The organism is Sulfitobacter sp. SBS6 (assembly GCF_048285585.1).
GTDB classification, from domain to species: domain Bacteria; phylum Pseudomonadota; class Alphaproteobacteria; order Rhodobacterales; family Rhodobacteraceae; genus Sulfitobacter; species Sulfitobacter pontiacus.
The window spans coordinates 480,372-504,353 of sequence record NZ_JBLWBA010000008.1 but is presented as its reverse complement, the minus strand read 5'-3'; the positions used below and the strand labels follow the sequence as shown (position 1 = coordinate 504,353).

The following is a 23,982-nucleotide window of genomic DNA, read 5'->3' as shown; positions in this document are numbered from 1 at the left end:
AAAACCGTGACAGGTCCAGAATGGCTGGCGAATAATCTGAGGAGCTTAATGCGGTAGCTGGACCCGGCCAGCGGTAGCGAATTTCCCTAAGACACGCTTCAACGCAAACGGCGAATTGCAATCTACGGAAAAGTGCTCGCAACTCAGCGTTCGCGACCTTCGCCGCTGCTTTAGTGAACGACAGCTTTCTCTACATGAGGGCTGATTTCAATTCCTCATGTCGTCCAGGAACTCCAGAACGCGCGCATAGTCTCCACTGACCTCGCGCGCTTGTTCGAAGACCTCTCGCCGCTGCTGATCCAGGCAACGGAAGTAGCGCTCGACATCGGTAAAATACGTCTCCGCATCGTGCCTCAACAGGTCAGCATAGGCCCGCACGTCGTCGGCATTGGTCGGCATCCAAGGCGGCGTAGGCGGCACACAAGTGCCCGCAATCGCGGCAGATCCCCAGCTCACAACGACCATAACCGCCCATGTTCGTTTCAAAAGCGCCATATTATCTTGGCTCAGCCACTCCGTTGCAGTAAATTTGTTTCAACGCATGAAGGGCGCAATATCGCAAATTGCACATATTGATTGCAAGATTATAATATTGTATCGGTTCGGTAGTCCATGAGGGACTGCCGGGCTAATGCACAATTCTGCAAGGCTCGATCCTATGAATTTGATGCAAGACGCCCCCAATGTTGTCAGTGAAGATGGGCTGCGCACGCTGCTTGCCGAGGGTCATTCGGCGGATGTTGTGTGCCGGGTTACGCCCAAACGTACAGGTGCTCAGTGGTCCGGAGTTTGGACCGTGCATTGCGTCTCGCCAGATGGCGAGACGCGTCGCCTGCTTGTCACGGCACGCAACAACATGGCTGCGCGAGAGTTCAAGACAATCAACGGCCTATCCAGCTTCCTTGCCGGGCTTGGTGTTTCGATCGTCTCAATCCCAATGGTCGAAGGCAAGATCGCCTCGCACAACCTGTACGACGAAGGCTAAACGACTTGCCGTACTTGCAGCATTCTTTGCTGCCCCCGCCTATTCTGAAGGCTTCGTGCTTTCCATGCGGGCCGATGGCCAGCTGGAGACCAAAGCACCCCAATCAGGTTTTGCGCAAAGTTATGTCGACGGGATTGGCGCAAACCCACCTGAGCTGATCGTTTTCGCAGGGCCTGAGCCTGAAGCTCGCCTTCCTGCACCCGCCCGCGCAGTTCCCCGCCCCGAAATCCTTGTAGCCCTTGAAAGCACCGCGCATCGCTATGGCGGGCACCCCGCACTGCGCCGTGCCGGGCTGTCGGTGACGGAATGGCAGGCCCTCTTCCAAGCCAATATCGAGATCGAAAGCGCTTATCGCCCCAATGCGCGCAGCTCCGCAGGCGCGATAGGCCTCGGACAATTGATGCCTGCGACGGCCGCGCAGCTCGGCGTCGATCCGCATAATTGGCAGGCCAATCTAGATGGCTCTGCACGCTACCTTCTGATGATGTTGGCGCAGTTCGGCACGCCCGAACTCGCGCTCGCTGCCTATAACGCGGGACCAGACGCGGTCGCGCGCTATGGCGGCATTCCTCCGTACCGAGAAACCCAAAACCACGTGCGCCGTGTCATGGCTGTGCGTGATCGACTGACTGGAGCCTCCTGATGCACATACATTTCCGCACGATCCTGTCGCTGGCTCTGGCCAGTTTGATGATTGCCAATCCCGCCCTTGCGCAGAGCATCGACCTCTCGCCAGTGCAGAACCTGTTGCAGGGCATCGTCGACACGATCACCGGCCCCCTGGGCATTGTCATCGGCACCTTGGCCTTGATCGGCGTGTTCCTCTCCTGGCTCTTTGGCATTCTGGATTTCCGCCAAGCCCATTGGGTGCTGGTGGCCATTGCGGGCATTGCAGCTGCGCCGACCATCGTGACCGCCATCTGGGGCGCGTAAATCCGGTATGGCAACGCAATCCCGCCTCTTCCTCGGCCTGATCCGACCGCCAAAGCTCATCGGCTTGCCGATCATGTATGCCATGGTCTGGCTCTTCGGGTTTGTATTGCTGTTTCTGTGGGTCCAGAGCTGGCCGGTGATCATCATTGCCGCTCTGGCCTATCCCGCACTGTGGAAAGCGGCGGATTGGGATCCGGCCTTTCTTGAAGTGATGGTCAGTACGCTGCAGGAAACGCCACCGACCCCGAACCGCAAAATCCATTCGGGGGACAGCTATGCCCCGTGATCCTTCGGATGATCTTGCCGTGCTGCCGGACTGGGCGCGCAAAGAGCGCCCGATGGCCAGCATCCTACCCTACGTCAGCCTGGTGAATGACGTGACGATCCGCACGCGCGGCAATGCTTTGTTCCAGTGCATCCGTCTTGATGGCGTCAACAGCATGACCAGCGATGACGCGCATTTGGAGAAGATCCGCGCGCTCTTCGCGGCGATCATTGCGCAGATCGGGCCAGAGTACGGTTTCTACGTTCACAAGGTCTCCAAGGCGATTGAGACCGCTTTGCCACCGGTGCCCTACGAAGGGTTTGCGCAAGCGCTGGACACCCGCTGGCAGCTGGCCATGGCGCAGGCGGGTCTGCGGGACAAGACTCTCACGCTCACAGTACTGAAACGTCCGCCCCTCGGCGCACGGCTGCGCCTGAAACGTTCAGACTCAATCTCACACCTGAAAGACCAGACAGCCAAGCAGCTGCGCAAGCTCGAGGAGGTCGTTGGTTTTCTGCTCTCGTCTTTTGCAGAGATGAACCCGCGCCTTCTTGGAGCCGAATGCGGCGAACTTCTGGGTTTCCTAGGCGCGCTCAATATTGGCCAGGAGCGACCGCTCTTCGCAAAATCCCGCTTTGGCATCATTGCCGAGGATGTGGCCAACACGCGCGTCACGTTTCAGGGGCGCGGCTTTTCGCTCGACGATGGGACGGCGGGCAAGCGATTTGGCACCAGCTTTGCGATTAAGACCTACCCGGCCAAAACCAGCTGCACCATGTTCGATGAGCTGAACCTGCCCGTCGACTTGGTGGTCACGCATTCCTTCACGCCGATCAACAGCAACATTATGGCCAGCCGGATCAAGCGCCAACAGCGTTTGATGAAGGCCAGCGATGACGGCGCGATTTCCGTTGCTGAAGAACTGGTCGATGCGCTGGATGATCTGGAATCCAAGCGGCTCAGCTTTGGTGATCATCACTTGACGGTGACGGTTTTCGCCGAAACCGAGGAAAAGTTGGAAGCGATAGCCGCCGAAATACGCAACATCGCGGCCAGTGAAGGCGTCAATCTGGTGAACGAGAGTTTCGCGGCTCGGACCCATTATTTCGCGCAGCATCCGGGCAATGGGCAGATGCGCAGCCGCAAGGCCGCAATCACGAACACGAACTTTGCCGACCTCGCAGCGCTGCATCGCGGTCAACTGGGCAAACCCGGACAAAAAGTACCTTGGGGCAAACCGATCACCCTCTTCCCGACGCCAGAGCGTGCGGGCTTTCTCTTTAACTACCATGAGACAGGTCAGCCGGACAAAGAGCCGACAGGCGGGCACACCTTGATCCTCGGCCGCCCTGGCTCTGGCAAATCTGTGTTGTCGGCCTTCCTCATGACCCAAGCCCGTCGCTGCGAAACGCGCGTCTTCGTTTTCGACTATCGCGCGGGCATGGAAATGGCCGTGCGGGCCAATGGCGGGCGCTACAGCGCCATCAAGGCCGGTGAAGCCACTGGCCTCAACCCACTGCGCACTGAAATCGACGGGCGCGGGCAAGCCTGGCTCTCCGATTGGTTGGCCACCCTTTTGCATCGCTCCGACAAGCCGCTGAGCCCAGTTCAAATTAATCGCATCCAAGAAGTGGTGCGCCAGAACGCCGGGGCGAGCGATGCCGACTTGCGCAACTGGCAGGACTTGGCCTCACTCTTTGTGGCGGGAGCTGACGAAGGGGATCTGTTCGAACGGATTCAGGAATGGACCGCTGATGGCCGCTACGGTTGGATTTTTGGGCAAAGCTCTGAGGATACCTTCTCACTCGATGGTGATGTCGTGGGCTTCGACCTGACCGGCATTCTCGACAGCGAAAGCGAGAAGGAACGCATGGCGGTCCTGTCCTACCTGTTTCGGCGGGTGGAGCGGGTGATCGAGGACCGCAAACCGACGCTGATCATTATCGATGAAGCCTGGAAGGCGCTCGACAACCCGTATTTTGCCGACCGGCTCAGCAACTGGCTGGTCACGGCGCGGAAACAGAATGCCGTCGTTGTCATGATGACCCAATACGCAAGCCAGCTTGAGAAAACCCGCACCGGCAAAACGATTGTCGAGGCCGTTCCGACGCAGCTTCTGCTACCCAACATCCGCGCCTCGGCCAGCGACTACACCATGCTGGGCCTCACTGAAAAAGAGCTCAGCGTTCTGCTTGGCACCGGCAGCAACTCTCGCCTGGCGTTGGTGCGCGACGATCAAGGCTCCGTCGTGATCGATGCCGATCTAAGCGCCCTTGGCCCTTACCTCACGATCCTTGGCGGCATGGAAAAAGGCGAAGCGCTGGTCGGCGCGGATTATCGCCAGAACCCAGATTTTTGGAGACAAATTGATGCTTAGACTTTGCGTGCTGACCCTCACCCTTTTGACCCTGACAGCCTGTGCGGAATATCGGCCATCCGAAGCCAAATGCTTTAACTCCTTTGCCGAAGTCAGCCGCAGCAACTGTAATTTCGAGCTGCTTGGCCCAATTGGTGGTCTCGGTGGGTAGGCACCGCCTGTATATCTTTGCGGGCTTGGTGTGGTTCGCCGCGCCAGTGGCCTATGCTCAAGGCGTGCCGACCTTTGATGCGGGCATGTTCCTGCAGCGCGAGCGCGTGTTGCAGCAAAGCGAACAAGATCTGGCGCTGCAACGGGATCGGTTAACCAAAGAAGAAGAGCTTGAAGCGCTCGAGCAGGAACAACTCCAGGCGCTGGAAGACATCCTTGATGCCACGACGCTTGCTAGCGGAAATTCGGGCACGCTGGTCGCGAGTTTGGAAGCTGGTTCATCACCAGAGAGTGCCGCAGACACGCTTTATGGTCCGGTCGACCCAAACCCCGGCGCGGGCCAGATGTTCGGCGATGCGTCCGGCTCAATCGAGCAGCTGATCATTCGTGCGTCTCAGGAAACGCATCATATGTCAGGTGTGCGCGCGGCGGGCTTATCGCCCAAGCAATGGCGCTGCCTGTTGCAGGCGCTGATCTGGCAAGAGAGCCGTTTCACCATCGGGGCGCGTTCCCCGGTCGGCGCGTTTGGCCTCACCCAGATCATGCCCGGCACCGCACAGGATCTGGGTATCTACCCAGCCTACTACGAAAACCCCTACATCCAGGTCACCGGAGGTGCACGGTATCTGGCCCAGATGCTCGCTATGTTTGACGGCAACATCATACACGGGCTCGCGGCCTACAATGCCGGTCCCGGCAATGTGCAGCGCTACGGCGGCGTGCCGCCCTTTGCTGAGACCCAACACTACGTTCAGGTGATCCCCGAGCGCTACAATCTCTACCTTGCCCGCGTGGGCGGCGTTGACGCGCTCGGCACCATTGATCCCGTCTTGCTTGCCAACTCGACCATGAGCCTCACCTCTTTCAGCGCAGGGGTCTATGGCGACTACTCCTTGGTCTCCGTGCAAGCGGCCGCGCTGCGCGTGCAGGACATCGTCACCCGCATTGGCGAGACAGATGACATTCACGCGGCCATGTCGCTCAACACCTATGCGCGGGCCGAACTCGCTCGCCTGATCGCGATCCGCACGCGCCTCAAGGCCACCCATACCCGCCCGCTTAGCGCAGCAGAGCTGGCCATGGTGGCCGCGCAGGCCCGCGAACAAAACTTCATGCAATTCGATCTGGAGGCACTCCGATGATCCGCTTTCTTTCTGCCGTTGCCACTTGCGCATTGATGACTGCCTCACCCCTGTCTGCCCAAGGCGTGCCAACGGTCGACACACGCAACATTGCTCAGGAAATTCGCCAGCTGCAGCAGATGCTGGAGGATTTCGGGATCCAGACCGACCAGCTCGACACGCTTCTCGAACAGCTCGATCTGGTGCAGCAGCAACTCGACACGCTTAACGAGACCTACGCCGCCCTGACCGGCGCGACAGATGTCATTGAAATGGCCATGGGTGATGATCTCGATGGGCTTCTCGATCAGGAATTCGGCGATCTTCTGGGCACCATCAGGCAAATCCAGAGCGGCGATTTCACCGGCCTCGTCGGCAACGCGGCCTCTCAGATGGAAGGCCGCATGACGCAAGCCTTGGAGGACGCAGGCTTTGACCAAGACAGCCTGTCCGACATGGCGAGCAGCGGCAATCCGGGGGCGGAGCGCATTGCCAGCCAGGCGAGCACCGGGGCGGTGATGTCAGCAGCCGCTGAGAACAGCTACGAAGAGGCGGCGCAATCCCTCGAACGGGTCGAACAGCTGGTCTCGCTGATCCCCGACATGGAAACGCTCAAAGAAGCCGTCGATCACAACACCCGTGTCACGGCAGAGTTGGCCATTGCCATGACGCGCATGTGGGAGCTTGAAGCCATCCAGACCGTTGGCGCGGGCCAATCAGGCGTGGTCGATGCCGCGACGCTGGCCGAAGAGCGCCGCTACATGGACTTCACCTTGCCAGACCTGCGCGCGGATTGATCCCATGAACAGCGAGGCAGAAATCATCGAAGAAGAGCTCGTCTACGGCGCACAGCGACGCGAGCTCATGTGGCAGAAGCTGGGACTGACAGGCATGGGGTTTGGCATGGCAGGTTGCCTCGCCGCTGCTCTTGTCGCCCTGTTCGAGGTGGACCCGCCGCCCATGATCGTGCCCTTTGATAGCGAAACCGGCATGGCCCTCCTCAATGCCATGGTTGAAGCGGTCTCACTCACGGAACGCCCCGCTATCATCGAGGCACAGGTCTACCGCTATGTGATTGATCGAGAGACTTACAATCAGCTCGACAATGATGTGCGGGTGCGGCGGGTCCTGGACCAGTCGGACGGCGCGGCCGCCGCAGGGCTGCGCGCGCTTTGGACTAGCGGCCATGAGGCCTATCCGCCGGATAGCTACGGTACAGAGGCCCGGCTTGATGTAGAGGTTTTGTCGATCACCCATGTCAGCGCCAACCGTGCCCAGGTGCGTCTGCGCAAGCGCTTGAACTCGCCGCGCGGCACTCAAAACGGGCTCTTCACCGCAACCCTGATGTTTGAGTTTCGGCCCGAGAATAGCCGGTCGATCGATGATGTCTGGCAGAACCCTTTCGGCTTCACTGTCACCGAATACGCGATCCGCTCAGATCGTCTGGAGTAACCAATGCGCCGCCTATTCCTGATCCTCGCTTTAATTGTTCCGCTTGCTGGCACCGCCTATGCCGAAACGCAGCCGCGCCAAGGCCCCTTTGATGCCCGCGTCCGGCTGGCCACCTATCAAGACGGGCAGGTCTACCGTATCCGCACCAGCCTGACCCATGTGACCAGCATTGAGTTTGGCCAGGGCGAGACCATCCGCTCGATCATTGCGGGCGACACTGAAGGGTTCCTTTTGGACGGCGTGCCCGGTGGCCAGGCCTTCGCGATCAAACCGGTTTCGCGCGGCGCGCATACCAATATCACCGTCTACACCAACCGGCGCAGCTATTATTTCAACGTGACCGAGGCGAGTTCGCCGACGTTCTATGTCATTCGCTTTTCCTATCCCGAGCCCGCTCCACAGCAATCGCGTGTGGCAGCAAGCCAACCTGCAAATCACGCCTATGGCGTCAGCGCGCGATCCGAGATCACGCCGCGCGAGATTTGGGATGACGGCAACTTCACCTATTTCCGCTTTTCCACAAATGCGCCTTTACCCGCGATCTTTCGCTGGTCCGGTGGCAACGAGCGCAGCGTGAATGCTCTGGCCCGACCTGATGGCGTTATCCGCGTGTCAGGCGTCAGCGATCGATGGGTTCTCAGGCTTGGTGAGGACGAGATCTGCGTCCAAGAGATGAGCGAGGCAAATCAGGATGAGTGAGACAGCTGAGCTTAAGAAGCGCCTCGAAGCGCTTGAAGGTAAACCACAAAACCCAACGGCGCGCCCATCTTTGATCACCTTTGCGCTCGGCATTGGGGCAATCGCTGCCCTTGGCGGTCTCTTGCTGTTGTTCTCTGGCGGTTCTGAACCCGAAAGCTTGGAAACCGCATCATCAGATGAATTCCAAGCGGCGGGTCCGGGGTTTGGTGCGCTTGAGCCACCCCCTGCGCCAATTGACACTTCTCCGCCGCCAGCGGTGTCAGAGCCAGACAGCGACACAGACGAGCTGCGCGCGCAAATGGACGCCATGCGCACCGAGCTTGAAGCCCTGCGCAACGCGCCGATACCTGAAGCGCCAACCGTCGACCTCGAGGCATTGGGTACCCTGGGCGCAGAAATCGATGCCCTGCGCAGTGAGGCCGCTGCTACGCAAGCCGCCTTGCGCGAAGAGTTGGAAGAACGCGCACGTCAGATACAGCGCCTGCAGAACGATCTGGAGCTTGCGCGCCTGGAAGCCCCGCGCACGCCCGCACCAACCGGCCCCACGGCCGAGGAGCTGCGTCTGCAAGAGCTCGAGCGGCGGCGGCAAGCCGAGCTTGAGGAACTGCAAGCGCGTATTGCCAGCCCAATTATCGCCTTTGGCGGCACTGGAAGCGGCAACAATGATACCGCCGCGCAACAGCGGCGGCTTGATGGTGACACAGACTTTGTCCGCAATGGCGCTGAACCCGCTGAGGTGACGCAAGCCCAGTTGATTGTGAACCCGTCAAACACCGTCGTTCAGGGCACGATGATCCAGGCCGTGCTCGAGACAGCAATCGACAGCTCGCTCGCCGGTCAGGTCCGCGCATTGGTTTCTGAAGATGTCTATGCTTACGACGGCTCACGGATCCTGATCCCGCGCGGCGCACGCCTGATCGGGCGCTATCAATCTGGCCTCGATATCGCACAACAACGCGTGACGATCGCTTGGGACAGGATCATTCTGCCCAGCAACCAGACCGTCGAAATCAGCGCTTTCGGTGGTGATGAACTGGGGCGGTCCGGCACAACTGGCTTTGTCGACAGCCGTTTTGGCACGCGGTTTGGGTCCGCCGCCCTGATATCGCTGATCGGAGCCTTGCCAGCTTTGGCAGCCCAGAACACCGAAGACGAGATCGCGTCAGATGTCCTCGAGGGCATTGGCGAAGACCTCCAAGACAGCGCGCAAACCGTGATTGGCGAATACCTCTCCGTCTCGCCCGTGATCTATGTCGATCAAGGTGCCCGCGTCACCGTGATGGTCGACCGCGATCTGGAGATGTTCTGATCATGGCGGCCAGCTATCTGCAAAGCTCGATGGACAAGATCCCCGAGGCGCATGATCCAAAGCTAATCGAGCTTTGCATCAACCCTGACGGCACGCTGTGGGCCGAGTTTGAAGGCGATCATTTCATGCGGCCAATCAATCGACCGCTCTCCCAAAATGAGATCAAAGACCTTGGCAATCAGATTGCTTCCGCCGCGAACACCACGCTCAGCCGGACCAAGCCGATCGTGTCGGTCAGCATCATCTATCGCGGCCGCCCGATCCGCGCGCAAGTCATCCAGCCCCCAGCCGTTGATGGCGGTTACGCAATATCCCTGCGGTTCTTTACGGACCTGCCATTGGACCAGATCAAGCTGTCCTACTTGTTCGGCAAAGAACGCAGCAACGAGGGAGCAAGACGTAAGCGCAATGCCGAGCTGCGCGATGTTGTGGCGACTGGCGACATCGACGCCGCGATCAAGTTTTGCGTCAACCACAAGCTCAACATGATCGTCTCCGGCGGCACCTCGACCGGCAAGACCGTCACGGCGCGAAAAATCCTCTCCTTCGTGCCCGCCGACGAGCGCATCATCACGATCGAAGAAGCCGCCGAGTTGCGTCCGGCGCAGCCTAATGTCGTCACGCTGATGTCTGACCGCGATGAGGCCTCGCGCAGCGCTGATGTCCTTCTGACCTCCACCCTGCGCATGCGGCCGGACCGCATCGTCTTGGGCGAAGTGCGCGGCAAAGAGGCCATGACCTTCCTTGAGGCTATAAACACCGGCCATGGCGGCTCACTCACCACACTGCATGCTGAAACACCTCAGTTGGCAGTTCAGCGTCTCGCCATCGCAGCCCTGAAAACCGATGTGCCCATGACCTACCAGGACATGAACGGCTATATCACCCGCTCGATCGATGTGATCATTCAAGCCGGTCGCCATGAAGGCGCGCGCGGCATCACCGAATTCTACCTGCCGGTTGATCCGGCCCATTCAAAGGAAACAGCCCATGTTTGAATACAAGATCGAACTCATCAACACTGCCAAGACAAAGCCACCGAAGATCGAAGCGCAGCTGACCGCCCTTGGTCAGGATGGCTGGGAACTGGTCTCCGTCGTGCCGGACTTTGACGGCGAGCATATCCTGAAGGCCTTCTTGAAGCGTTGCACCGGCTCTAGCGCCTAAACCTAACCGAGGAGGATCCGATGGGCGTCGTCACCTGGATGGTTGAGACAACCGACAACTTTCTAGATGACGCAGCCCAAACCACCTTTGGCAACGTCGCTGGTCAGCTTGGCGGCGTCATTGCCCTGGCGTCGACGCTCGCCGTGATCGGCGTCTTTCTCAACATGGTGTTTCAGTACAAATCCGTGGATGGGCGAACCGCGTTCTGGTTCGCTTTCAAGCTCATGCTCATCTCTCTATTTGCGATGAACTGGGTCCAATTTAACGCGGTGGCCAGCGCGCTCATTGACGGGCTCGACCAGCTCGCGGGTGGCATGGTGGCCGGGCTCGGCGGCGGCGGTGCAGGCGCGTCTTACTTTGCTGGGGCCTTTGACGATCTCATCGAAGAGTTCGGCGACTACCTGAATGCGGCCGGAGACAACATGCATTGGATGGCCGGAGCCCTGATCGGCGCGATTGGTGCGTTCCTTTTGGGCGTCATCGGCGCGCTCTGCGGGCTTGTTCTGATTTTCGCGAAGATCATGCTGGCGTTCCTGATCGGCATCGCCCCAATCATGATCGCGCTGTCGCTGTTCGACGTCAGCAAGGACTACTTCCACCGCTGGCTGTCCAGCACGGTATCCTACGCGCTCTACCCCCTCGTGATCGCAGGAGTGTTTTCCACTGTCGTCGGCATGTCGCGCTCGCTCATGGCCGAACTCGGAGATCCCTCCGGCGCGAGCAACATCGGCGCTCTGGTCCCATTCTTCATGATGATGTTCCTCGCAGGCGGCATGATCATCGCCACCCCGCTGATCGTGCGCTCTATCTCAGGCAATTTCATGATGGCCGGACCACCGAGCATTCCCGGTCCCGGCGGGTTCGCAAAGGGCTTGATTGGCACCAAAGGGTCACGGGCGCGGGCGAGGTTTGGGACGCGGTCAAATGCTGAGATCGCCGGGGCTGGACTACGCCAGGCAGGTGGCGCGACCGTTTCGATGGTTCAGCGGGTGGCTGAGCGTGCGAAGCGGTTGGAGTAAGATCGTTACTTTGCCGTCATCCTCAGACCGGAATTCATTGTCGATGCAAAGATTTGAAGCAGTTCTTATTGCAGACGCAAACTCGCCAACAAAGCACGCACCACTTTTGGCTGCACTTTTCTTACTTCGTAAAGGAGGCGGTCAACCTGCGCCCTTACATCATTAAAGAAGTAGGTCAAACCCTATTGCCAAAGCAGTCTTCAACCGCTATCTGGGGCGTAGTTACCAAAATGGTAATCAATAAGTGATAACCAAACAGGTAACTTTGAGATGAAGGTTGTATCAAAAGAAAGGATCGAACACTTCATCACGACACACAAGCGAGGGAACGAGGCGGCTGGCGCTCTCCGGGCATGGCACCAAGAAGCAATCGTAGCAAAGTGGCAGAACCCTGGCGAACTAAAGGCTCAATACCCTAATGCAAGACCGATCGGGAAAGGCAACGGGGCAACGATCTTCAAAATAAAGGGGAACCATTTCAGACTAGTAGTTCGGATCAACTACCAAGCTGGAGTCATAAAGATTGAGTTCATCGGAACCCATAAAGAGTACGATGAGATCGACGTAGGAACAGTTACATGGAAAAGCTAGACATCAGACCAATCAAAACCGAAACTGACCATGCATGGGCTATGGAGCAGATCGACGCGCTGATGTTGGAGGATGAGCTTTCTGAAGAGGGCGTTCGCAACCTCGAAGTTCTGGCGATTTTGGTCGAAAAATATGAGAGCGAACATTTCCCAGTTCAGCTTCCGACACCCGCAGAAGCGATTGAGTTTCGCATTGATCAACTAGGGATCAACCGCAGCCAACTTGCCACCGTTATCAATTTCCCCAAATCGCGTGTTTCAGAAGTCCTAAATGGAAAGCGCAAGCCTTCCTTGGATATGATGCGGGCACTTCATGAGAAGTTAGGGATTCCGGCGGACGTGCTTCTTGGAAAAGTTGAAGCAACCCTGCCCGAACCTTGCCCAAACGTTGACTGGAAGTCTTTTCCAATCACGGAAATGTTCAAGCTAGGCTGGCTAGGACACATAAGGCCTAAAGCTGATGAGATCGAAAGCCGCATTCGAAACCTTATGTCGGCAGCTCGAGTATCCACTCCTCAATTTGCCGGTGTTCGCTTCCGTGGCGCAGATAACAAAGAGCCCAATCCTTATTCTGTAAACGCATGGCTTATGAAAGCTATGGGTGATGCAATTAATTGTGAGAGCGCCAATGACTTTAACACGGATGATGTGGGGCACCAATTTAGGCGCGAGATCGCCAAGCTGAGTTTATACTCCGACGGCCCCAAACGTGCATTTCGCAGGCTCGACGAAGTAGGCATCACGCCAGTCTATGTGCCTTGCTTAAAGAAAACACACATCGACGGCGCATGCTTCAGTCTGCCGAGTGGCAAACCGGCAATCGCTGTTAGCCTGCGCCACCACAGACTAGATAACTTCTGGTTCACACTGCTGCATGAATGTGTGCACGTGGAGCGGCATTTGGCTGACGAAGGCATGATAATTGACGAGACAGAGGGATCAACCGGAGCATTCGGCAATGATCCAACTATGGAAGATGAAGCAAACAGATTGGCACGTAGTGCGCTAGTGCCGGACGACATTCATGATGAGCTCAGCCGAGCTCTTGGGAATATTTCCAAAGCAAAGATACAAGCTTACGCTCGAAAAGCAGATGTTCATGAATCGATCATCGCAGGCCAAGTGCGTGTGATGACAGGTCGATACACGCATTTTGCCGGGTTGGTAGGTCAAGGCGAGGTTGCCAAAGGCCTTGGATGCGTCCGCCAATAAAGGTCTCTCAGACAAACTCATTGGAAAGCTTCCGATCCGTTATTGCATATCGGTCTGGTTCATACTTCACTGAAGCAATCACGAACGATTGCCATTCAGCGTCACAATCAGAACTGTCGATATTTCAGCGCATGCAGGGAAAACACTCTTCAAAGCTGAGCCGCCTCCGCCGTGAACCGTTCCACCCGATCTGTTCCCGCCTGATATTCGCCCCGACTAGGCTTGTTGCCTGAAGTCACCTCCGGCTCTTCGCTGGCCAAATCATCGATCTCTTCACGTCGCCTCCCGCTACTTTGAGATCCCTCTAAGGGCACCACCTTAGGCACTTCCAACGCACCAATCTTAGCCTCCAGCGCCTTGATTTGCCCCTGCAGGCCGCGCATTTGATCCCCTGCAGAGGGATATGGCAAATCGCCAGCCTGCTTGTCGAAGATCAGCTTAAAGAACCGATCCTCATAGTATTTGATCCGCTTGGCGCGCACGGGCATTTGCGCGTCGACCACCAGAACGATGTCATCAAGATCCATGCGCCGAGCCTCATCCTCGGGTAGCAACGCGGTTTCTTCGGTCCGCTCAGACATGCTGCGACCGGCGAAAGGGTTGCGGCCGACCGACCGTTAGCGGGTCACAACGCGCTTGGTGGTTTTGCCGACTGCCTTGCTCAGCTCCTCGATGGTCTTCTCATCTGAGGGGGTCAGATAGAGCTTGATGCCCGCGTTGCCCTGCAAGGCACGTCGGGCATTCTCGCCATAAATCTCGTCCAAAGCCGGGATCGTCTGTGTGACGATCGCAAGGTTGGCCCGGTAGGACCGCAGGGTTTCGATGCTATCGAGAACGATCGGCATTTTGCCAAGGCGATTGAATTCATCGAGCATGATCATCACAGGCCAAGGCTCGTCCTTGCCAGGTTCATGGTCCTGCAGCGACGCAAGCAAATCCGAGAAGAACAAGCGGATCAACCGCGCGAGCGGTTTTACCATCAGCGGTTCAACCACAAGATAGACCGAAAACGGTTCCTTTCGGATATCACGAAAATCGAAGTCTGACGTTGCGGTCGCACGGTCGATCGCTGGGTTTGACCACTGCTTGAGGCCAGATGTCATCAAGAGCGACAGGTAGGACGTTAACGTGTCGTTGTTGGTTGAGGCCATGCGCATGAAGATCAGCTTGGCGGCTGGGTTGACCACTTCATCGGCGCGGCGGCGGTATTCCTTCTGCTTGTCCCCGCCAGACGCGGTGATGCGGTAAATCTCACCCAGGGTCGGCCGCTTGCGCTCGAACGCCAAAAGTCCTGCCGCCACGAATAAGTCAATGCCGCCATCAAGAAGCCCCTGAACCCGATCATTGTCAGCTTGCAGGAACAGCGAAGCCAAGAGTTGCAACTCCATCTGCTGGCGGTCGACGTTTGCGAGCGCCGATATACGCAGCAAAGGATTGTAGCGATGCGAGCGGCCGTCTTTCCAATCAGTGGGCGCAAACCGGAACACCTTGTCTCCCTGCGCTGACCGGTGGCGTGCCGTCGCCTCGAAATTTTCGCCCTTCACGTCCAGCACTACTGCACTGCCCTGGTAGGTCAGAAGGTTCGGGATGACGAAACCTGTGGTCTTGCCGCGTCCGGTCGGGGCCACGATCAGGGCATGGGGGAAGACTTTGGACATGACATAGGGTTTTCGGCTCTTCGGCTTGCCCATTTTGCCCAGGACAAAGCCGTGGCCAGGCTTGCCGAAAAAGCCGTTCCGTTTCATCTCGGACATGTGCTGCCAGTGGGTTTCACCGAACTTCGTCAGCGCGTCGTTCATCAAGACAGCGCTGAGCAAAACACCGGCACCAGTGCCGATCCCGACGATCAAGTAAACGATTTTTGTATCGGCCGGATGGGTCGTGCGAAAATCTCCATAGCCACGCGCCAGCATCAGGAAGTCGATATCCGCCCCGCCCCCGAACCAGCGGAACGTGAGAAACGCCGACGCCAGAACATACCCGAGCACCGCGCCGAGAAGAGCAAAGCTCGTGACGCCGAGTGCGATCCGCGCCTTACCCATGCGTCACACCCTTTTCGCCATCGGCATCGACGTACCGCTCGCGTTGAACATCAATTTCTTCATTGGCAATCTCGTCGAGGACGTGCTCCATCGCCACGCTGTTCGCCAGAGGGGCATCGCTCTGCAGGTAGGCCTTGGCCGCATAGAGCCGGTCCAGGCGGTCTTCGATATGTTCCTCCAGCGTGGTCTCATCGCCAATCGCCAAGTCGGGTGCCTGCTCTTCACCGACCAGTTCCTCCATCTCAGCACGCAAAGTCTCGCGTTCCTGATCGTTTCGGAATGGATCTGCGGTTGGGTCGTCCGTCATACGGCTCAGGATTTCAGCAGTGGTCGGCGGCAGCCGGTCGATGATGGCTTCCTGCCGGTCGGTCTCCACCGTCCCACTGTCTTTAAGAACCTCAGCATCTGCCAACACACGGCCCAGATCACTGTGCACCTGGTCAAGGCGGTCGATCGCCTTCTCCAGCTCATCGGCGCGTGACAGGTCAAAGCCTTGCTTCTCGGCATTCGCCTTCAAATCCTGTCCAAGCCATTGCCGCTCAAGCGCGGCATTGCCTGCGCCGATTTCAACGCGGCGCGTCACCTCTTGCGCGTCAATTCCGGTGCCTTTCAAAGCCTGCTGAAGACGTTCGGAAAGAGCTGAATCCTGCAAAACGCCTTGGGCCTCGGCCCGTATATTCGCAGCGGAATAGATCCCACTTTGGGACGCGTCTTCGAGCAAGGTATGGGACTGCGTTCCCATTGGGCTGAGATGCGACAGTGAACGATAGATGTCGTTCAGCTCATGCTCAAGCGCCGCGCGCCGCTCTACCGGGGCGTCCGCCACAACGCGTTCGGCTTGGTTGATCTTGTCGTTAAAGGCATCCACGACCTCATCAAACGAATGCTGTTCTTCGGCCATGCCATATACCTTTCCATCTGCTTCAATCGGTTTGCCCTGCGCCAAAAGCGTCGCGGCCTTGTCCAAGGCAGCTGCAATGTCATGCTGGTTCTCGCGCGAGGCCTCGGCAGCCAGGCCGCGATAAAGCCGCGCGTTCTGCGTCACCTCAGCCAAGGCACGGTCAAGCTCCGGCCCCACACGCTCACGCTCGGTCGGCTTCTGCCCCGTAGCTTCTGCACGACGTTGGTCCACGTCGCTTGGCCTCTTCGTCGTGATGCCACGCTCGAGCTTTCGCGTTGCCTCAAGGCGCAACCCATAGCGGTCCGACACCTCAACCATCGCCTCGCGGGAACTGTCGTAGTTGAAGTGGTGCCCACCTTTCAGAAAGAAGAATTCACCGTCCTTGCTGCGTCGGTTCAGGACGACATGGGCGTGCGGGTGATCCCGGTCCTCATGCACGGCCGCGATATAGTCGAAGTGGCCGCCTTCGCCTTGAAAGAACCGCTCGCAGATCTCGCGCGTGATCTCGGCAACATCCTCGCCGCGCGTGCCAATTGGGAAGGCCATCAAGAGATGCGAGGTATGCCCCAGTTTGGGATGGAATCCCTCATTCCACTGCGCTGAAAACCGACGCGTGACCTGTTCGATTTCTTTGGCTGACAGAACGCTTTGGCCGTCATAGGTGCCACGGCTGTCGATGATGAAGCTCGACTTGGTGGTCAGGTACTCCAGCTGGTTGCGCAGCTGCGTTTTGTTGTGCGTTCCGCCGTCGCGAATGGCTTTGAAGATCGCGGGTGAATGCCCCATGGCGGCGCGGGCCATTTGCTTTGCACGAGCGCGTGGAACGCTGCCGCGAATGCGGCTCCAGTCGCGATCGAAAAAGGCCTCCTGCGCGGCGGCAACGGCACTATTCCGGGCCATCGGCAAAGCCTCCCAGAACGCGGGCAACCTCGGCGGACAGCACGCTGCGGCGGCGCTGCGCCATGTCCTGCACCTGGTCCGCGATGTCGAAGATCAGCCCGGCCAAAGCGCGGACCTGGCCGTGGGCAGAATTGCCATAAGGCGGTGTCTTGCCCTGGCGCTTTGCCTCGTTCAGGCGCTGCGCGATCTGGTTAATATTGTTGCCGGTGCGATTGAGCGAGGCCGATAACCCCTGCATCTGGTTGGCCAGTTCATCGTCAGGAACGAAGAGATCGTTCGATGCATAGATCAGCCGCCGCAGCCCCTCGGCACGGCTGGCGATATCATGCCGCGTCAGCACCGCATCGAAGCTCGCAAGCTCCTTTGGCGTGAGCCGGACATTCACCAGTTCGGAGCGTACGCGCGCATCAAGCTTGCGGCTTTGATCAGCCTTCAAGGTGTAGAAGATACTGCGGGTCGTTACGCCGAATTCGCGGGCCAGATCCTCGATCGGCACCCCTTCGGCACGCTTGCGCACGATCGCAAAACGTTGGTTTTGCGTCAGTCGCTTGTGCCGTGGTACGCGCGGTCGGCCCATGTGAAGTAATCACCCCTATTTCTTGCCAGCATCATACAGGTAGCCCTGTTATGGCACTTCGCCATAATTGATTCAATATTATAATATTGAATCAACTGCCTGTATTCCGTTTGGAGCAGCCAAAGGCTGCAACCGCCGGGCAAAGCCCGGCCACATGCGCAAGGCATGGCACCACTAGTCGTGGTTCCACGCCTCAGCATCGCCAAGCAATTGCAGCGCTATTGCGCAGGCCGCGCCTTCGGCGCTGGCATAGGTTTGATGATCGGGCAGCTCGTGCAGATCAAAGGGCTGTTGCGGGTCGTCCGGGGTCTCAACCCTGACATAGATCGCCCAGCCATCGATCAGTGCTGGATCATCACAGTACTCCTGCCCGCCATCGGGCAGATTGCAGAACCCATGCAGATGCACGCTGGCGCGGCCCTCTCGGGCCCCTTGGCTGACTTCAGAATACTTCATGGCAAACTTCTGCGCTTTCACTGATGAAAAATTCGTCAGGCTTGCCGTTCAGGCAGTTGCCATCCCGACTGGTCAAACCGATAGCTGACCCGTTCCGCGTGAAGGTGATGAGGTATTGCCCGAGCCCATCACGCGTCACCACATACCCGCTGTTGATCCAGTGAACGCGGTTGCCCGCGTCCACTGCTGCTTTGATCTCTTCCACAGTCATCGCAACGCCTCCTCAAGGATAGCGAGAGCCCCAAGACAATCGTCGATATAGGGTTGCTCCTCGCCGTCCAGATCGTTCAGCTCCAGCCGGTTCAAGACCGCGTATAGCGTGGCGCGCGCTTCACGGGCCGCGCTTCGCAAGCTGACAGTGTCTTCCAGACGTGCGGTCGAAAAATCATCGCTGTGATAGTCCGAGATCATGCTGCCACCTCCTTGCTCTGACCTGCTGCTTGCAAAACAAAATCAGCAGCCTTTTGCGCCTCGGACGCCGCGCGAAAAATCGCCTTTTTGTCCTCTTTGAGCGCTTTCAACCAGCCTTCAACATAGGCGGCGCTTTGGTCGAATTCCGGCGCGACGCCAATCTGAGCCCCAAGGAAACACGCGCCGATCTCGGCCACCAGCTCTTCAAATGCATAGGCCTCGCGGTTCGCAAATTTCTTGATCCGCTCCAGACGTTTTTCGCTGCCAGTCCAGTGAATCACCTCATGGGCCAAGGTCCCATAGTAGCCTGCCGCATTGTGAAACGTGGCAATTGGCGGCATGTGGATGTGATCTTTGGCGGGGCTGTAATAGGCGCGCGGGTCATCGCTGGTGATGATCTCCGCCCCTGTCCGGCTAAAAATCCCCTCAAGTTCCGGATCTTCGGCCGTCCCAAGGTCGCGCGGGGCCTCGGGCCTGATGTAGTAATCCTCCGGCAAACCCTCGATCTGATCCGCATTGAACACACGATAGGCGCGCGCATAGGGAAGCTCTTCCTCAATGCCCAGCTCGTTCTCTCGGGTGAATGTGCCGTACTTCACCACAGTCGACGACTTTTCGCCTTTGCGAACTTGGCCGCTCAGCTCCTGCGCCTGTTTGTAGGTCATCCAGCGGCCGGACACATAACCATGCTTGGCCGCCATGACCCAGAGCATCAGGATATTAATCCCGCGATACTCCTCCCCGTTGTGTCGGGTCGGCAGGGCAATGCCGGACGCACTTCCGGTCCAAGGCTTGCGCCATGGCGGCGTGCCTGCCTCGATCTCTGCAATAATGGTGTTGGTGACATGGGCATAAACATCAAACTTCGGTGCCATTTGTGGCCTCCTCGATCAAAGTGACGCGGTTGAGGCTTCGCGCCCCCTTCCGCCGATGGGCTGCGCCTCGGCCACCTGATCTGACCGAATACGCATGTATTCGGCGGAACAGAGTGGGAGAGGGCAAAGCCCGACCCACGGCCCTGAATGGGGCTGTCAATCGGCCACATTTGCGAAGAAAATGTCTGCGCCAAAATCAGACGCCAATTTGCTCCGCGAGGAATGGCTCGCGCGCGAGACAGGGGAAATTGGTGTTTGATTTTGGGGATGGACTAAGGTTGACCGCCACTGTCAGGGATGTTGGGCGGACCAAACCAATAGAAGGATGTCTGGATTGGGGAGAGCGGGCCTGTGGCCCGTTGAGCCCCGGTGCAGTCTATTGGAATTAGTCGCCCGCGCGCAGAAGCGCGGGCTCCACACCTGATGAACGCCATATGCTGCGCACTCGACGCTGTTTGTCGAGCCGTTTCTGACCGAGGTGGAGTCGCAGATAAGCGCGCACGGACAATCCGCTTACAACGGTGGAATTTGGGCTGTGAACACAGGCCGTTACGCGTTACGTTTACAAAAACACCACTCGAATTCGGGGTTAACTTTTGAAAATTATTGACAATATTTCTGTCGTCTTAGGAGATGAGCTGAAAGCAGGGACTGAAGCGGGAGCTAAAATCCGAGTGGCGGCCAGTTGCTTTTCGATCTTTGCATATGAAGCGCTGAGAGATGAATTAGAAAGCGTCCAGGAGCTCGAGTTCGTCCTGACGGATCCGACGTTCATTCCGAATGATGCTTTGGGTCGGTCGAAGAAAGAAAAGCGGGAGTTTTTCATCCCTAAGCAGCTCAGGGAAACTGCGATCTACGGTACCGAGTTCGAAATCCATCTTCGGAACAAGTTGACCCAAAAAGCAATTGCAAGACAATGCGCGGATTGGATCCGAAGGAAAGTCACCTTCAAATCAAACGCCACTGACGCCCCAATGCAGCAGTTTGCGCATATCGAAGCGCGGAAAGGTAACACGGTTTTCTCGCCGATCAGTGGATTTTCAGCTGTAGATTTGGGCTACCAACCAGGTAACGCCGTTTCGAACTTCACGCATGCTTTTGAAGACGAACTGTCTGCAAAGACTTATCTTTCCTTATTTGATCAGGTCTGGGCCAACCCTGACAACGTTCAAGACGTGACGGAGCAAGTCCTTCAGCACATTGAAGCCGTTTACCAGGAGAACTCGCCGGAACGAATTTACTTCCTAATCCTATACAACATCTTCAGGGAATTCCTTGAGGAGGTTGACGACGATGTGCTGCCTAACGACCAGACGGGGTATCTGGATAGCCTCGTATGGAACAAGTTGTTCAACTATCAAAGAGATGCCGCCACGGGTGTCATCAACAAGCTGGAGACGTACAATGGATGTATTCTGGCGGACAGCGTCGGCTTGGGCAAAACGTTCACAGCGCTTGCGGTAGTCAAATATTATGAACTGCGGAACAAATCTGTTCTGGTTCTCTGCCCCAAAAAGCTCGCCGACAATTGGCGGAACTACAATACGAACCTCAAAACGAACCTTTTTGCAGCTGACCGCTTCAATTACGATGTGCTTTGCCACACCGACCTTTCGAGAACATCGGGAGAGTCTTTGGGCATACCTCTGGATAGGGTCAATTGGGGCAACTATGATCTTGTCGTCATTGATGAATCGCACAATTTCCGGAACAACGACGTCTACAAGGATCGGGAAACCCGATATCAAAAGCTGATGAACAAGGTCATCAGGTCCGGTGTGAAGACGAAAGTCCTGATGCTTTCCGCGACCCCAGTGAACAACAGGTTCACTGACCTTCGCAATCAGCTGGCACTGGCCTATGAGGGCCATTCGGATACGTTGAGCCGAAACCTTAAAACCAAATCCAGTGTTGAAGAGATTTTCCGGAAGGCCCAAACGGCCTTCAACACTTGGTCTGAGCTTCCTCCAGCAGAACGCACGGCACAATCCATTCTCAGAGCGCTGGATCTTGATTTCTTTGAGCTCTTGGACTCGGTGACGATTGCGCGTTCTCGGAAGCACATCGAGCAATTCTACGACACTGCCGAAATCGGGCAATTCCCCGAGCGTAAGAAGCCCATTTCCCATCATCTCCCGATCACATTCCGCGAGGATGTCGTGGGCTTTGATGAGATTTATGGCGACTTGTCCCTTCTCAAAATGGCCGTTTACGCGCCGGTGAACTACATCCAACCGAGCCGTCTCAGAAAATATGAAGAGCTCTACGACACCAAAACCGAGGGCTCCAAAGGAACATTGCGCCAGGCCGACCGTGAGCGAAGCCTGCAGGCGCTGATGACGACGAACCTTCTAAAGCGCCTTGAAAGCTCAGTCGAGGCATTCCGCCTCACACTGGGTGCGCTCGACCGAAACATCGGCGCGATGCTGGAAGCCATCGATCGCTTCGAGACGAGTGGCGGCAACGGGAGGGTCGAGGACGTTTTCAACGACGTGGACAGCTTAGATACCGACGATGATGACCTGTCGGGACTTGGCGAATTCACCATCGGCAAGAAGATCCAGATCGACCTTGCTGATATGGATATCCCAACGTGGAAAGCCGACCTGGGCGGTGACCGCGAGATCATCCAAGGCCTGCTGACCGAAATGGAAAAGGTTGGCGTTGAAGAGGACGCCAAGCTTCAGCACCTGATTGACGTCATCAAGCAGAAGATGGCCGCCCCCTTGAACCCCGGAAACCGCAAGGTTCTCGTCTTCACCGCTTATGCAGATACTGCCGAATATCTTTACCGGCACGTCGCGCCTGCCCTGAAGGGCGCAATGGGTTCCGAAACAGGCATTGTCACAGGTTCCGGCAACCCCAAAACGACCTTGAAGCCTCACTATGACTTCCAGTCGGTTCTGACGCTCTTCGCCCCCAAGGCGAAAGAGAAGGCGCTGATCTTACCAGAGGTGCCAGAAGAGCTGGACATCCTCATCGGCACCGACTGCATTTCCGAAGGGCAAAACCTGCAGGATTGCGATTATCTTATCAACTACGACATCCACTGGAACCCGGTCAGGATCGTTCAGCGGTTCGGCCGCGTGGATCGCATTGGATCGCCCAACTCTGCTATCCAGCTGGTCAACTACTGGCCGGACATCTCGCTGGACGAATACATCAACCTCAAAGAACGCGTTGAAAACCGAATGCACATCGTCGACCTCGCGGGCACCGGTGAAGACAACGTTCTGACAGCTAAAAGCAGTGATACCGCCTATCGCAAGGACCAGCTGCAGCGCCTTCAGGACGAGGTGATAGAGCTGGAAGACGTCAAAACTGGCGTTTCGATCACGGACCTCGGCCTGAATGATTTCCGCATGGACCTGCTGAACTACACCAAAGATAACGGTGATCTATCCGGCCAACCCAAGGGCCTGCATGCAATCGTTCCAGCCAACCCTGCAAAAGGATTGCGTCCTGGCGTGATCTTCGCCCTGCGCAACATTCATCCAGATGTAAACGTTAACCAACAGAACCGTCTTCACCCTTACTATCTGGTCTATCTCGACAACGACGCAAACGTCATCGCCGACCATACCGAGGTAAAACGCCTGCTCGATTTGATCCGTGCAAGCTGCAAGGGGCTGGATAAACCGCTCAAAACCCTCTGTGACGCTTTCAACGCTGAAACCCGCGACGGGCGCGAGATGGGCAAATACTCTGAACTGCTAAGCGACGCGATCAAATCCATGATCGAGGTGAAAGAAGAACGTGACCTCGACAGCCTCTTCTCGGGCGGGCACACCACCGCGCTGACACACACAATCGCGGGGCTCGATGATTTTGAGCTTCTTGCCTTCATCGTCATGAGGGAGGAGGCATGACGGCACTGTTTGACTACCCCAAAGCCACGCTTCTGAAACGCGTTGTGCCCAAGACGCGGATTTATGACCGCGAGCGTGCCAGCACCGCGCTGAAGGACAAATTCATCGCGCAAGTCGACCAAATCACATGGCGCGCCAAGCTGGCCCCGGAAACCATCAACCTGCCCGCCACCAAATCTGTGCCGGAAATTCAGGTTTTCCGCGTCACGCTGAAATCCGGCGCGGTGCACGACGACGTGCTCAAGACCATCGATCGTGCCATCCCCTTTCCGATCTTGTTCGAACTGGAACATGAGGGCCAAATCCAAATCGCGGCGGCCCATAAACGCCCGTCTGCGGCGGAGGCGGATAAATGGGTCATCTCGGTTTACCTGCGCTCGGACTGGTTGCCTACGGACACCCCGCGCGGTGCATTGCCTGTGGCGCTAAACCTTGGCGTGCTTTATGAACAAATCTTAACGGCGCTCATGCCGATCGTGCCCCAAACGGCCGAATCCTTAAGCGCACGGATGGACCGGACTCACGCCCTCAAAACCAAAGAGCGTGAGATCAGCCAGCTAAAATCCAAGTTGAAACGCGAGACGCAATTCAACATCAAAATGACACTGCACGGTCAGCTGCGTGAGGCGCAGGCGGACTTCGAGCATTTGAAAAAGCCGGAATAGGCAGAGG

The 23,982-nt window shown here is 57.4% G+C and carries 24 protein-coding genes and 1 pseudogene; 17 read left to right on the top strand and 8 right to left on the bottom strand.

Annotation, left to right across the window (positions count from 1 at the left end; translation table 11 throughout):
• Window positions 1-207: 207 nt before the first annotated feature.
• Complete coding sequence (locus ACNQ62_RS16230; RefSeq protein ID WP_418095298.1) at window positions 208-399, bottom strand: hypothetical protein; 192 nt, start codon at window positions 397-399, stop codon at window positions 208-210.
• A gap of 259 nt (window positions 400-658) precedes the next feature.
• Here ACNQ62_RS16230 and ACNQ62_RS16225 point away from each other — a divergent pair, with 259 nt between their 5' ends.
• The 15 genes from ACNQ62_RS16225 (at window position 659) to ACNQ62_RS16155 (ending at window position 13,279) form a co-directional block, all read left to right on the top strand.
• Window positions 659-985 carry a hypothetical protein gene (locus ACNQ62_RS16225; protein WP_174861692.1) on the top strand — a complete coding sequence of 109 codons (327 nt, stop codon included), beginning with the start codon at window positions 659-661 and terminating at the stop codon, window positions 983-985.
• A 64-nt stretch (window positions 986-1,049) separates the two neighbouring features.
• The gene (locus ACNQ62_RS16220; protein ID WP_418095297.1) at window positions 1,050-1,628 is read left to right on the top strand and encodes a lytic transglycosylase domain-containing protein; all 579 of its coding nucleotides are present in this window, start codon (window positions 1,050-1,052) and stop codon (window positions 1,626-1,628) included.
• A complete protein-coding gene (locus ACNQ62_RS16215; protein WP_418095296.1) occupies window positions 1,628-1,918 on the top strand; it encodes a TrbC/VirB2 family protein in 291 nt (96 codons plus the stop codon). Before ACNQ62_RS16220 ends, ACNQ62_RS16215 begins: the two co-directional genes overlap by 1 nt.
• Window positions 1,919-1,925: 7 nt before the next feature.
• Complete coding sequence (locus ACNQ62_RS16210; protein WP_418095295.1) at window positions 1,926-2,204, top strand: type IV secretion system protein VirB3; 279 nt, start codon at window positions 1,926-1,928, stop codon at window positions 2,202-2,204.
• A complete protein-coding gene (locus ACNQ62_RS16205; RefSeq protein ID WP_418095294.1) occupies window positions 2,194-4,560 on the top strand; it encodes a type IV secretion system protein B4 in 2,367 nt (788 codons plus the stop codon). Before ACNQ62_RS16210 ends, ACNQ62_RS16205 begins: the two co-directional genes overlap by 11 nt.
• A 236-nt stretch (window positions 4,561-4,796) precedes the next feature.
• On the top strand, window positions 4,797-5,852 hold the full coding sequence (locus tag ACNQ62_RS16200) for a lytic transglycosylase domain-containing protein (protein WP_418095302.1): 1,056 nt from the start codon (window positions 4,797-4,799) through the stop codon (window positions 5,850-5,852).
• Window positions 5,849-6,628 (top strand): type IV secretion system protein, encoded by a 780-nt coding sequence (locus ACNQ62_RS16195; RefSeq protein ID WP_418095293.1) that lies wholly within the window; start codon window positions 5,849-5,851, stop codon window positions 6,626-6,628. Before ACNQ62_RS16200 ends, ACNQ62_RS16195 begins: the two co-directional genes overlap by 4 nt.
• Before the next feature lie 4 nt (window positions 6,629-6,632).
• A complete protein-coding gene (locus tag ACNQ62_RS16190) occupies window positions 6,633-7,283 on the top strand; it encodes a virB8 family protein (protein WP_418095292.1) in 651 nt (216 codons plus the stop codon).
• Window positions 7,284-7,286: 3 nt separating this feature from the next.
• Window positions 7,287-7,982 (top strand): TrbG/VirB9 family P-type conjugative transfer protein, encoded by a 696-nt coding sequence (locus ACNQ62_RS16185; protein ID WP_418095291.1) that lies wholly within the window; start codon window positions 7,287-7,289, stop codon window positions 7,980-7,982.
• Window positions 7,975-9,291 carry a TrbI/VirB10 family protein gene (locus ACNQ62_RS16180; protein WP_418095290.1) on the top strand — a complete coding sequence of 439 codons (1,317 nt, stop codon included), beginning with the start codon at window positions 7,975-7,977 and terminating at the stop codon, window positions 9,289-9,291. The genes ACNQ62_RS16185 and ACNQ62_RS16180 overlap by 8 nt, the downstream gene beginning before the upstream one ends.
• 2 nt (window positions 9,292-9,293) lie before the next feature.
• Complete coding sequence (locus ACNQ62_RS16175) at window positions 9,294-10,289, top strand: ATPase, T2SS/T4P/T4SS family (RefSeq protein ID WP_418095289.1); 996 nt, start codon at window positions 9,294-9,296, stop codon at window positions 10,287-10,289.
• Window positions 10,282-10,458 (top strand): hypothetical protein, encoded by a 177-nt coding sequence (locus tag ACNQ62_RS16170; RefSeq protein ID WP_418095288.1) that lies wholly within the window; start codon window positions 10,282-10,284, stop codon window positions 10,456-10,458. Before ACNQ62_RS16175 ends, ACNQ62_RS16170 begins: the two co-directional genes overlap by 8 nt.
• 20 nt (window positions 10,459-10,478) lie before the next feature.
• Window positions 10,479-11,477 (top strand): type IV secretion system protein, encoded by a 999-nt coding sequence (locus tag ACNQ62_RS16165; protein ID WP_418095287.1) that lies wholly within the window; start codon window positions 10,479-10,481, stop codon window positions 11,475-11,477.
• Between the two features lie 270 nt (window positions 11,478-11,747).
• Window positions 11,748-12,068: a type II toxin-antitoxin system HigB family toxin gene (locus tag ACNQ62_RS16160; RefSeq protein ID WP_418095286.1), complete on the top strand. Its 321-nt coding sequence runs from the start codon at window positions 11,748-11,750 to the stop codon at window positions 12,066-12,068.
• On the top strand, window positions 12,056-13,279 hold the full coding sequence (locus ACNQ62_RS16155) for a helix-turn-helix domain-containing protein (RefSeq protein ID WP_418095285.1): 1,224 nt from the start codon (window positions 12,056-12,058) through the stop codon (window positions 13,277-13,279). The genes ACNQ62_RS16160 and ACNQ62_RS16155 overlap by 13 nt, the downstream gene beginning before the upstream one ends.
• A gap of 149 nt (window positions 13,280-13,428) precedes the next feature.
• On the opposite strand, the pseudogene ACNQ62_RS16150 reads toward ACNQ62_RS16155, so the two are convergent.
• From ACNQ62_RS16150 to ACNQ62_RS16120, 7 genes and pseudogenes are all read right to left on the bottom strand, one after another.
• Window positions 13,429-15,321, bottom strand: a pseudogene (locus ACNQ62_RS16150) (type IV secretory system conjugative DNA transfer family protein).
• The gene (locus ACNQ62_RS16145; protein WP_418095284.1) at window positions 15,314-17,122 is read right to left on the bottom strand and encodes a relaxase/mobilization nuclease domain-containing protein; all 1,809 of its coding nucleotides are present in this window, start codon (window positions 17,120-17,122) and stop codon (window positions 15,314-15,316) included. The pseudogene ACNQ62_RS16150 and the gene ACNQ62_RS16145 overlap by 8 nt, the downstream one beginning before the upstream one ends.
• On the bottom strand, window positions 17,109-17,699 hold the full coding sequence (locus ACNQ62_RS16140) for a hypothetical protein (protein ID WP_418095283.1): 591 nt from the start codon (window positions 17,697-17,699) through the stop codon (window positions 17,109-17,111). Before ACNQ62_RS16140 ends, ACNQ62_RS16145 begins: the two co-directional genes overlap by 14 nt.
• A gap of 174 nt (window positions 17,700-17,873) precedes the next feature.
• Window positions 17,874-18,155: a hypothetical protein gene (locus ACNQ62_RS16135; RefSeq protein WP_418095282.1), complete on the bottom strand. Its 282-nt coding sequence runs from the start codon at window positions 18,153-18,155 to the stop codon at window positions 17,874-17,876.
• Window positions 18,142-18,366: a hypothetical protein gene (locus ACNQ62_RS16130; protein WP_418095281.1), complete on the bottom strand. Its 225-nt coding sequence runs from the start codon at window positions 18,364-18,366 to the stop codon at window positions 18,142-18,144. The genes ACNQ62_RS16135 and ACNQ62_RS16130 overlap by 14 nt, the downstream gene beginning before the upstream one ends.
• Window positions 18,363-18,566 (bottom strand): hypothetical protein, encoded by a 204-nt coding sequence (locus ACNQ62_RS16125; RefSeq protein ID WP_418095280.1) that lies wholly within the window; start codon window positions 18,564-18,566, stop codon window positions 18,363-18,365. Before ACNQ62_RS16125 ends, ACNQ62_RS16130 begins: the two co-directional genes overlap by 4 nt.
• On the bottom strand, window positions 18,563-19,441 hold the full coding sequence (locus ACNQ62_RS16120; RefSeq protein ID WP_418095279.1) for an ArdC family protein: 879 nt from the start codon (window positions 19,439-19,441) through the stop codon (window positions 18,563-18,565). The genes ACNQ62_RS16125 and ACNQ62_RS16120 overlap by 4 nt, the downstream gene beginning before the upstream one ends.
• Window positions 19,442-20,037: 596 nt before the next feature.
• Here ACNQ62_RS16120 and ACNQ62_RS16115 point away from each other — a divergent pair.
• Together ACNQ62_RS16115 and ACNQ62_RS16110 are read left to right on the top strand one after the other, a co-directional pair.
• Window positions 20,038-23,310: a helicase-related protein gene (locus ACNQ62_RS16115; RefSeq protein ID WP_418095278.1), complete on the top strand. Its 3,273-nt coding sequence runs from the start codon at window positions 20,038-20,040 to the stop codon at window positions 23,308-23,310.
• Window positions 23,307-23,975 (top strand): DUF4391 domain-containing protein, encoded by a 669-nt coding sequence (locus ACNQ62_RS16110; protein WP_418095277.1) that lies wholly within the window; start codon window positions 23,307-23,309, stop codon window positions 23,973-23,975. The genes ACNQ62_RS16115 and ACNQ62_RS16110 overlap by 4 nt, the downstream gene beginning before the upstream one ends.
• Window positions 23,976-23,982: the final 7 nt, after the last annotated feature.

Coding starts and splice junctions, on each gene's coding strand:
- ACNQ62_RS16170 (WP_418095288.1), top strand. CDS start 10,282: ATGTTTGAATACAAGATCGAACTCATCAACACTGCCAAGACAAAGCCA.
- ACNQ62_RS16160 (WP_418095286.1), top strand. CDS start 11,748: ATGAAGGTTGTATCAAAAGAAAGGATCGAACACTTCATCACGACACAC.
- ACNQ62_RS16190 (WP_418095292.1), top strand. CDS start 6,633: ATGAACAGCGAGGCAGAAATCATCGAAGAAGAGCTCGTCTACGGCGCA.
- ACNQ62_RS16140 (WP_418095283.1), bottom strand. CDS start 17,699: ATGGGCCGACCGCGCGTACCACGGCACAAGCGACTGACGCAAAACCAA.
- ACNQ62_RS16205 (WP_418095294.1), top strand. CDS start 2,194: ATGCCCCGTGATCCTTCGGATGATCTTGCCGTGCTGCCGGACTGGGCG.
- ACNQ62_RS16130 (WP_418095281.1), bottom strand. CDS start 18,366: ATGACTGTGGAAGAGATCAAAGCAGCAGTGGACGCGGGCAACCGCGTT.
- ACNQ62_RS16135 (WP_418095282.1), bottom strand. CDS start 18,155: ATGAAGTATTCTGAAGTCAGCCAAGGGGCCCGAGAGGGCCGCGCCAGC.
- ACNQ62_RS16155 (WP_418095285.1), top strand. CDS start 12,056: ATGGAAAAGCTAGACATCAGACCAATCAAAACCGAAACTGACCATGCA.
- ACNQ62_RS16215 (WP_418095296.1), top strand. CDS start 1,628: ATGCACATACATTTCCGCACGATCCTGTCGCTGGCTCTGGCCAGTTTG.
- ACNQ62_RS16145 (WP_418095284.1), bottom strand. CDS start 17,122: ATGGCCCGGAATAGTGCCGTTGCCGCCGCGCAGGAGGCCTTTTTCGAT.
- ACNQ62_RS16210 (WP_418095295.1), top strand. CDS start 1,926: ATGGCAACGCAATCCCGCCTCTTCCTCGGCCTGATCCGACCGCCAAAG.
- ACNQ62_RS16220 (WP_418095297.1), top strand. CDS start 1,050: ATGCGGGCCGATGGCCAGCTGGAGACCAAAGCACCCCAATCAGGTTTT.
- ACNQ62_RS16195 (WP_418095293.1), top strand. CDS start 5,849: ATGATCCGCTTTCTTTCTGCCGTTGCCACTTGCGCATTGATGACTGCC.
- ACNQ62_RS16165 (WP_418095287.1), top strand. CDS start 10,479: ATGGGCGTCGTCACCTGGATGGTTGAGACAACCGACAACTTTCTAGAT.
- ACNQ62_RS16125 (WP_418095280.1), bottom strand. CDS start 18,566: ATGATCTCGGACTATCACAGCGATGATTTTTCGACCGCACGTCTGGAA.
- ACNQ62_RS16110 (WP_418095277.1), top strand. CDS start 23,307: ATGACGGCACTGTTTGACTACCCCAAAGCCACGCTTCTGAAACGCGTT.
- ACNQ62_RS16185 (WP_418095291.1), top strand. CDS start 7,287: ATGCGCCGCCTATTCCTGATCCTCGCTTTAATTGTTCCGCTTGCTGGC.
- ACNQ62_RS16200 (WP_418095302.1), top strand. CDS start 4,797: ATGTTCCTGCAGCGCGAGCGCGTGTTGCAGCAAAGCGAACAAGATCTG.
- ACNQ62_RS16180 (WP_418095290.1), top strand. CDS start 7,975: ATGAGTGAGACAGCTGAGCTTAAGAAGCGCCTCGAAGCGCTTGAAGGT.
- ACNQ62_RS16225 (WP_174861692.1), top strand. CDS start 659: ATGAATTTGATGCAAGACGCCCCCAATGTTGTCAGTGAAGATGGGCTG.
- ACNQ62_RS16120 (WP_418095279.1), bottom strand. CDS start 19,441: ATGGCACCGAAGTTTGATGTTTATGCCCATGTCACCAACACCATTATT.
- ACNQ62_RS16175 (WP_418095289.1), top strand. CDS start 9,294: ATGGCGGCCAGCTATCTGCAAAGCTCGATGGACAAGATCCCCGAGGCG.
- ACNQ62_RS16230 (WP_418095298.1), bottom strand. CDS start 399: ATGCCGACCAATGCCGACGACGTGCGGGCCTATGCTGACCTGTTGAGG.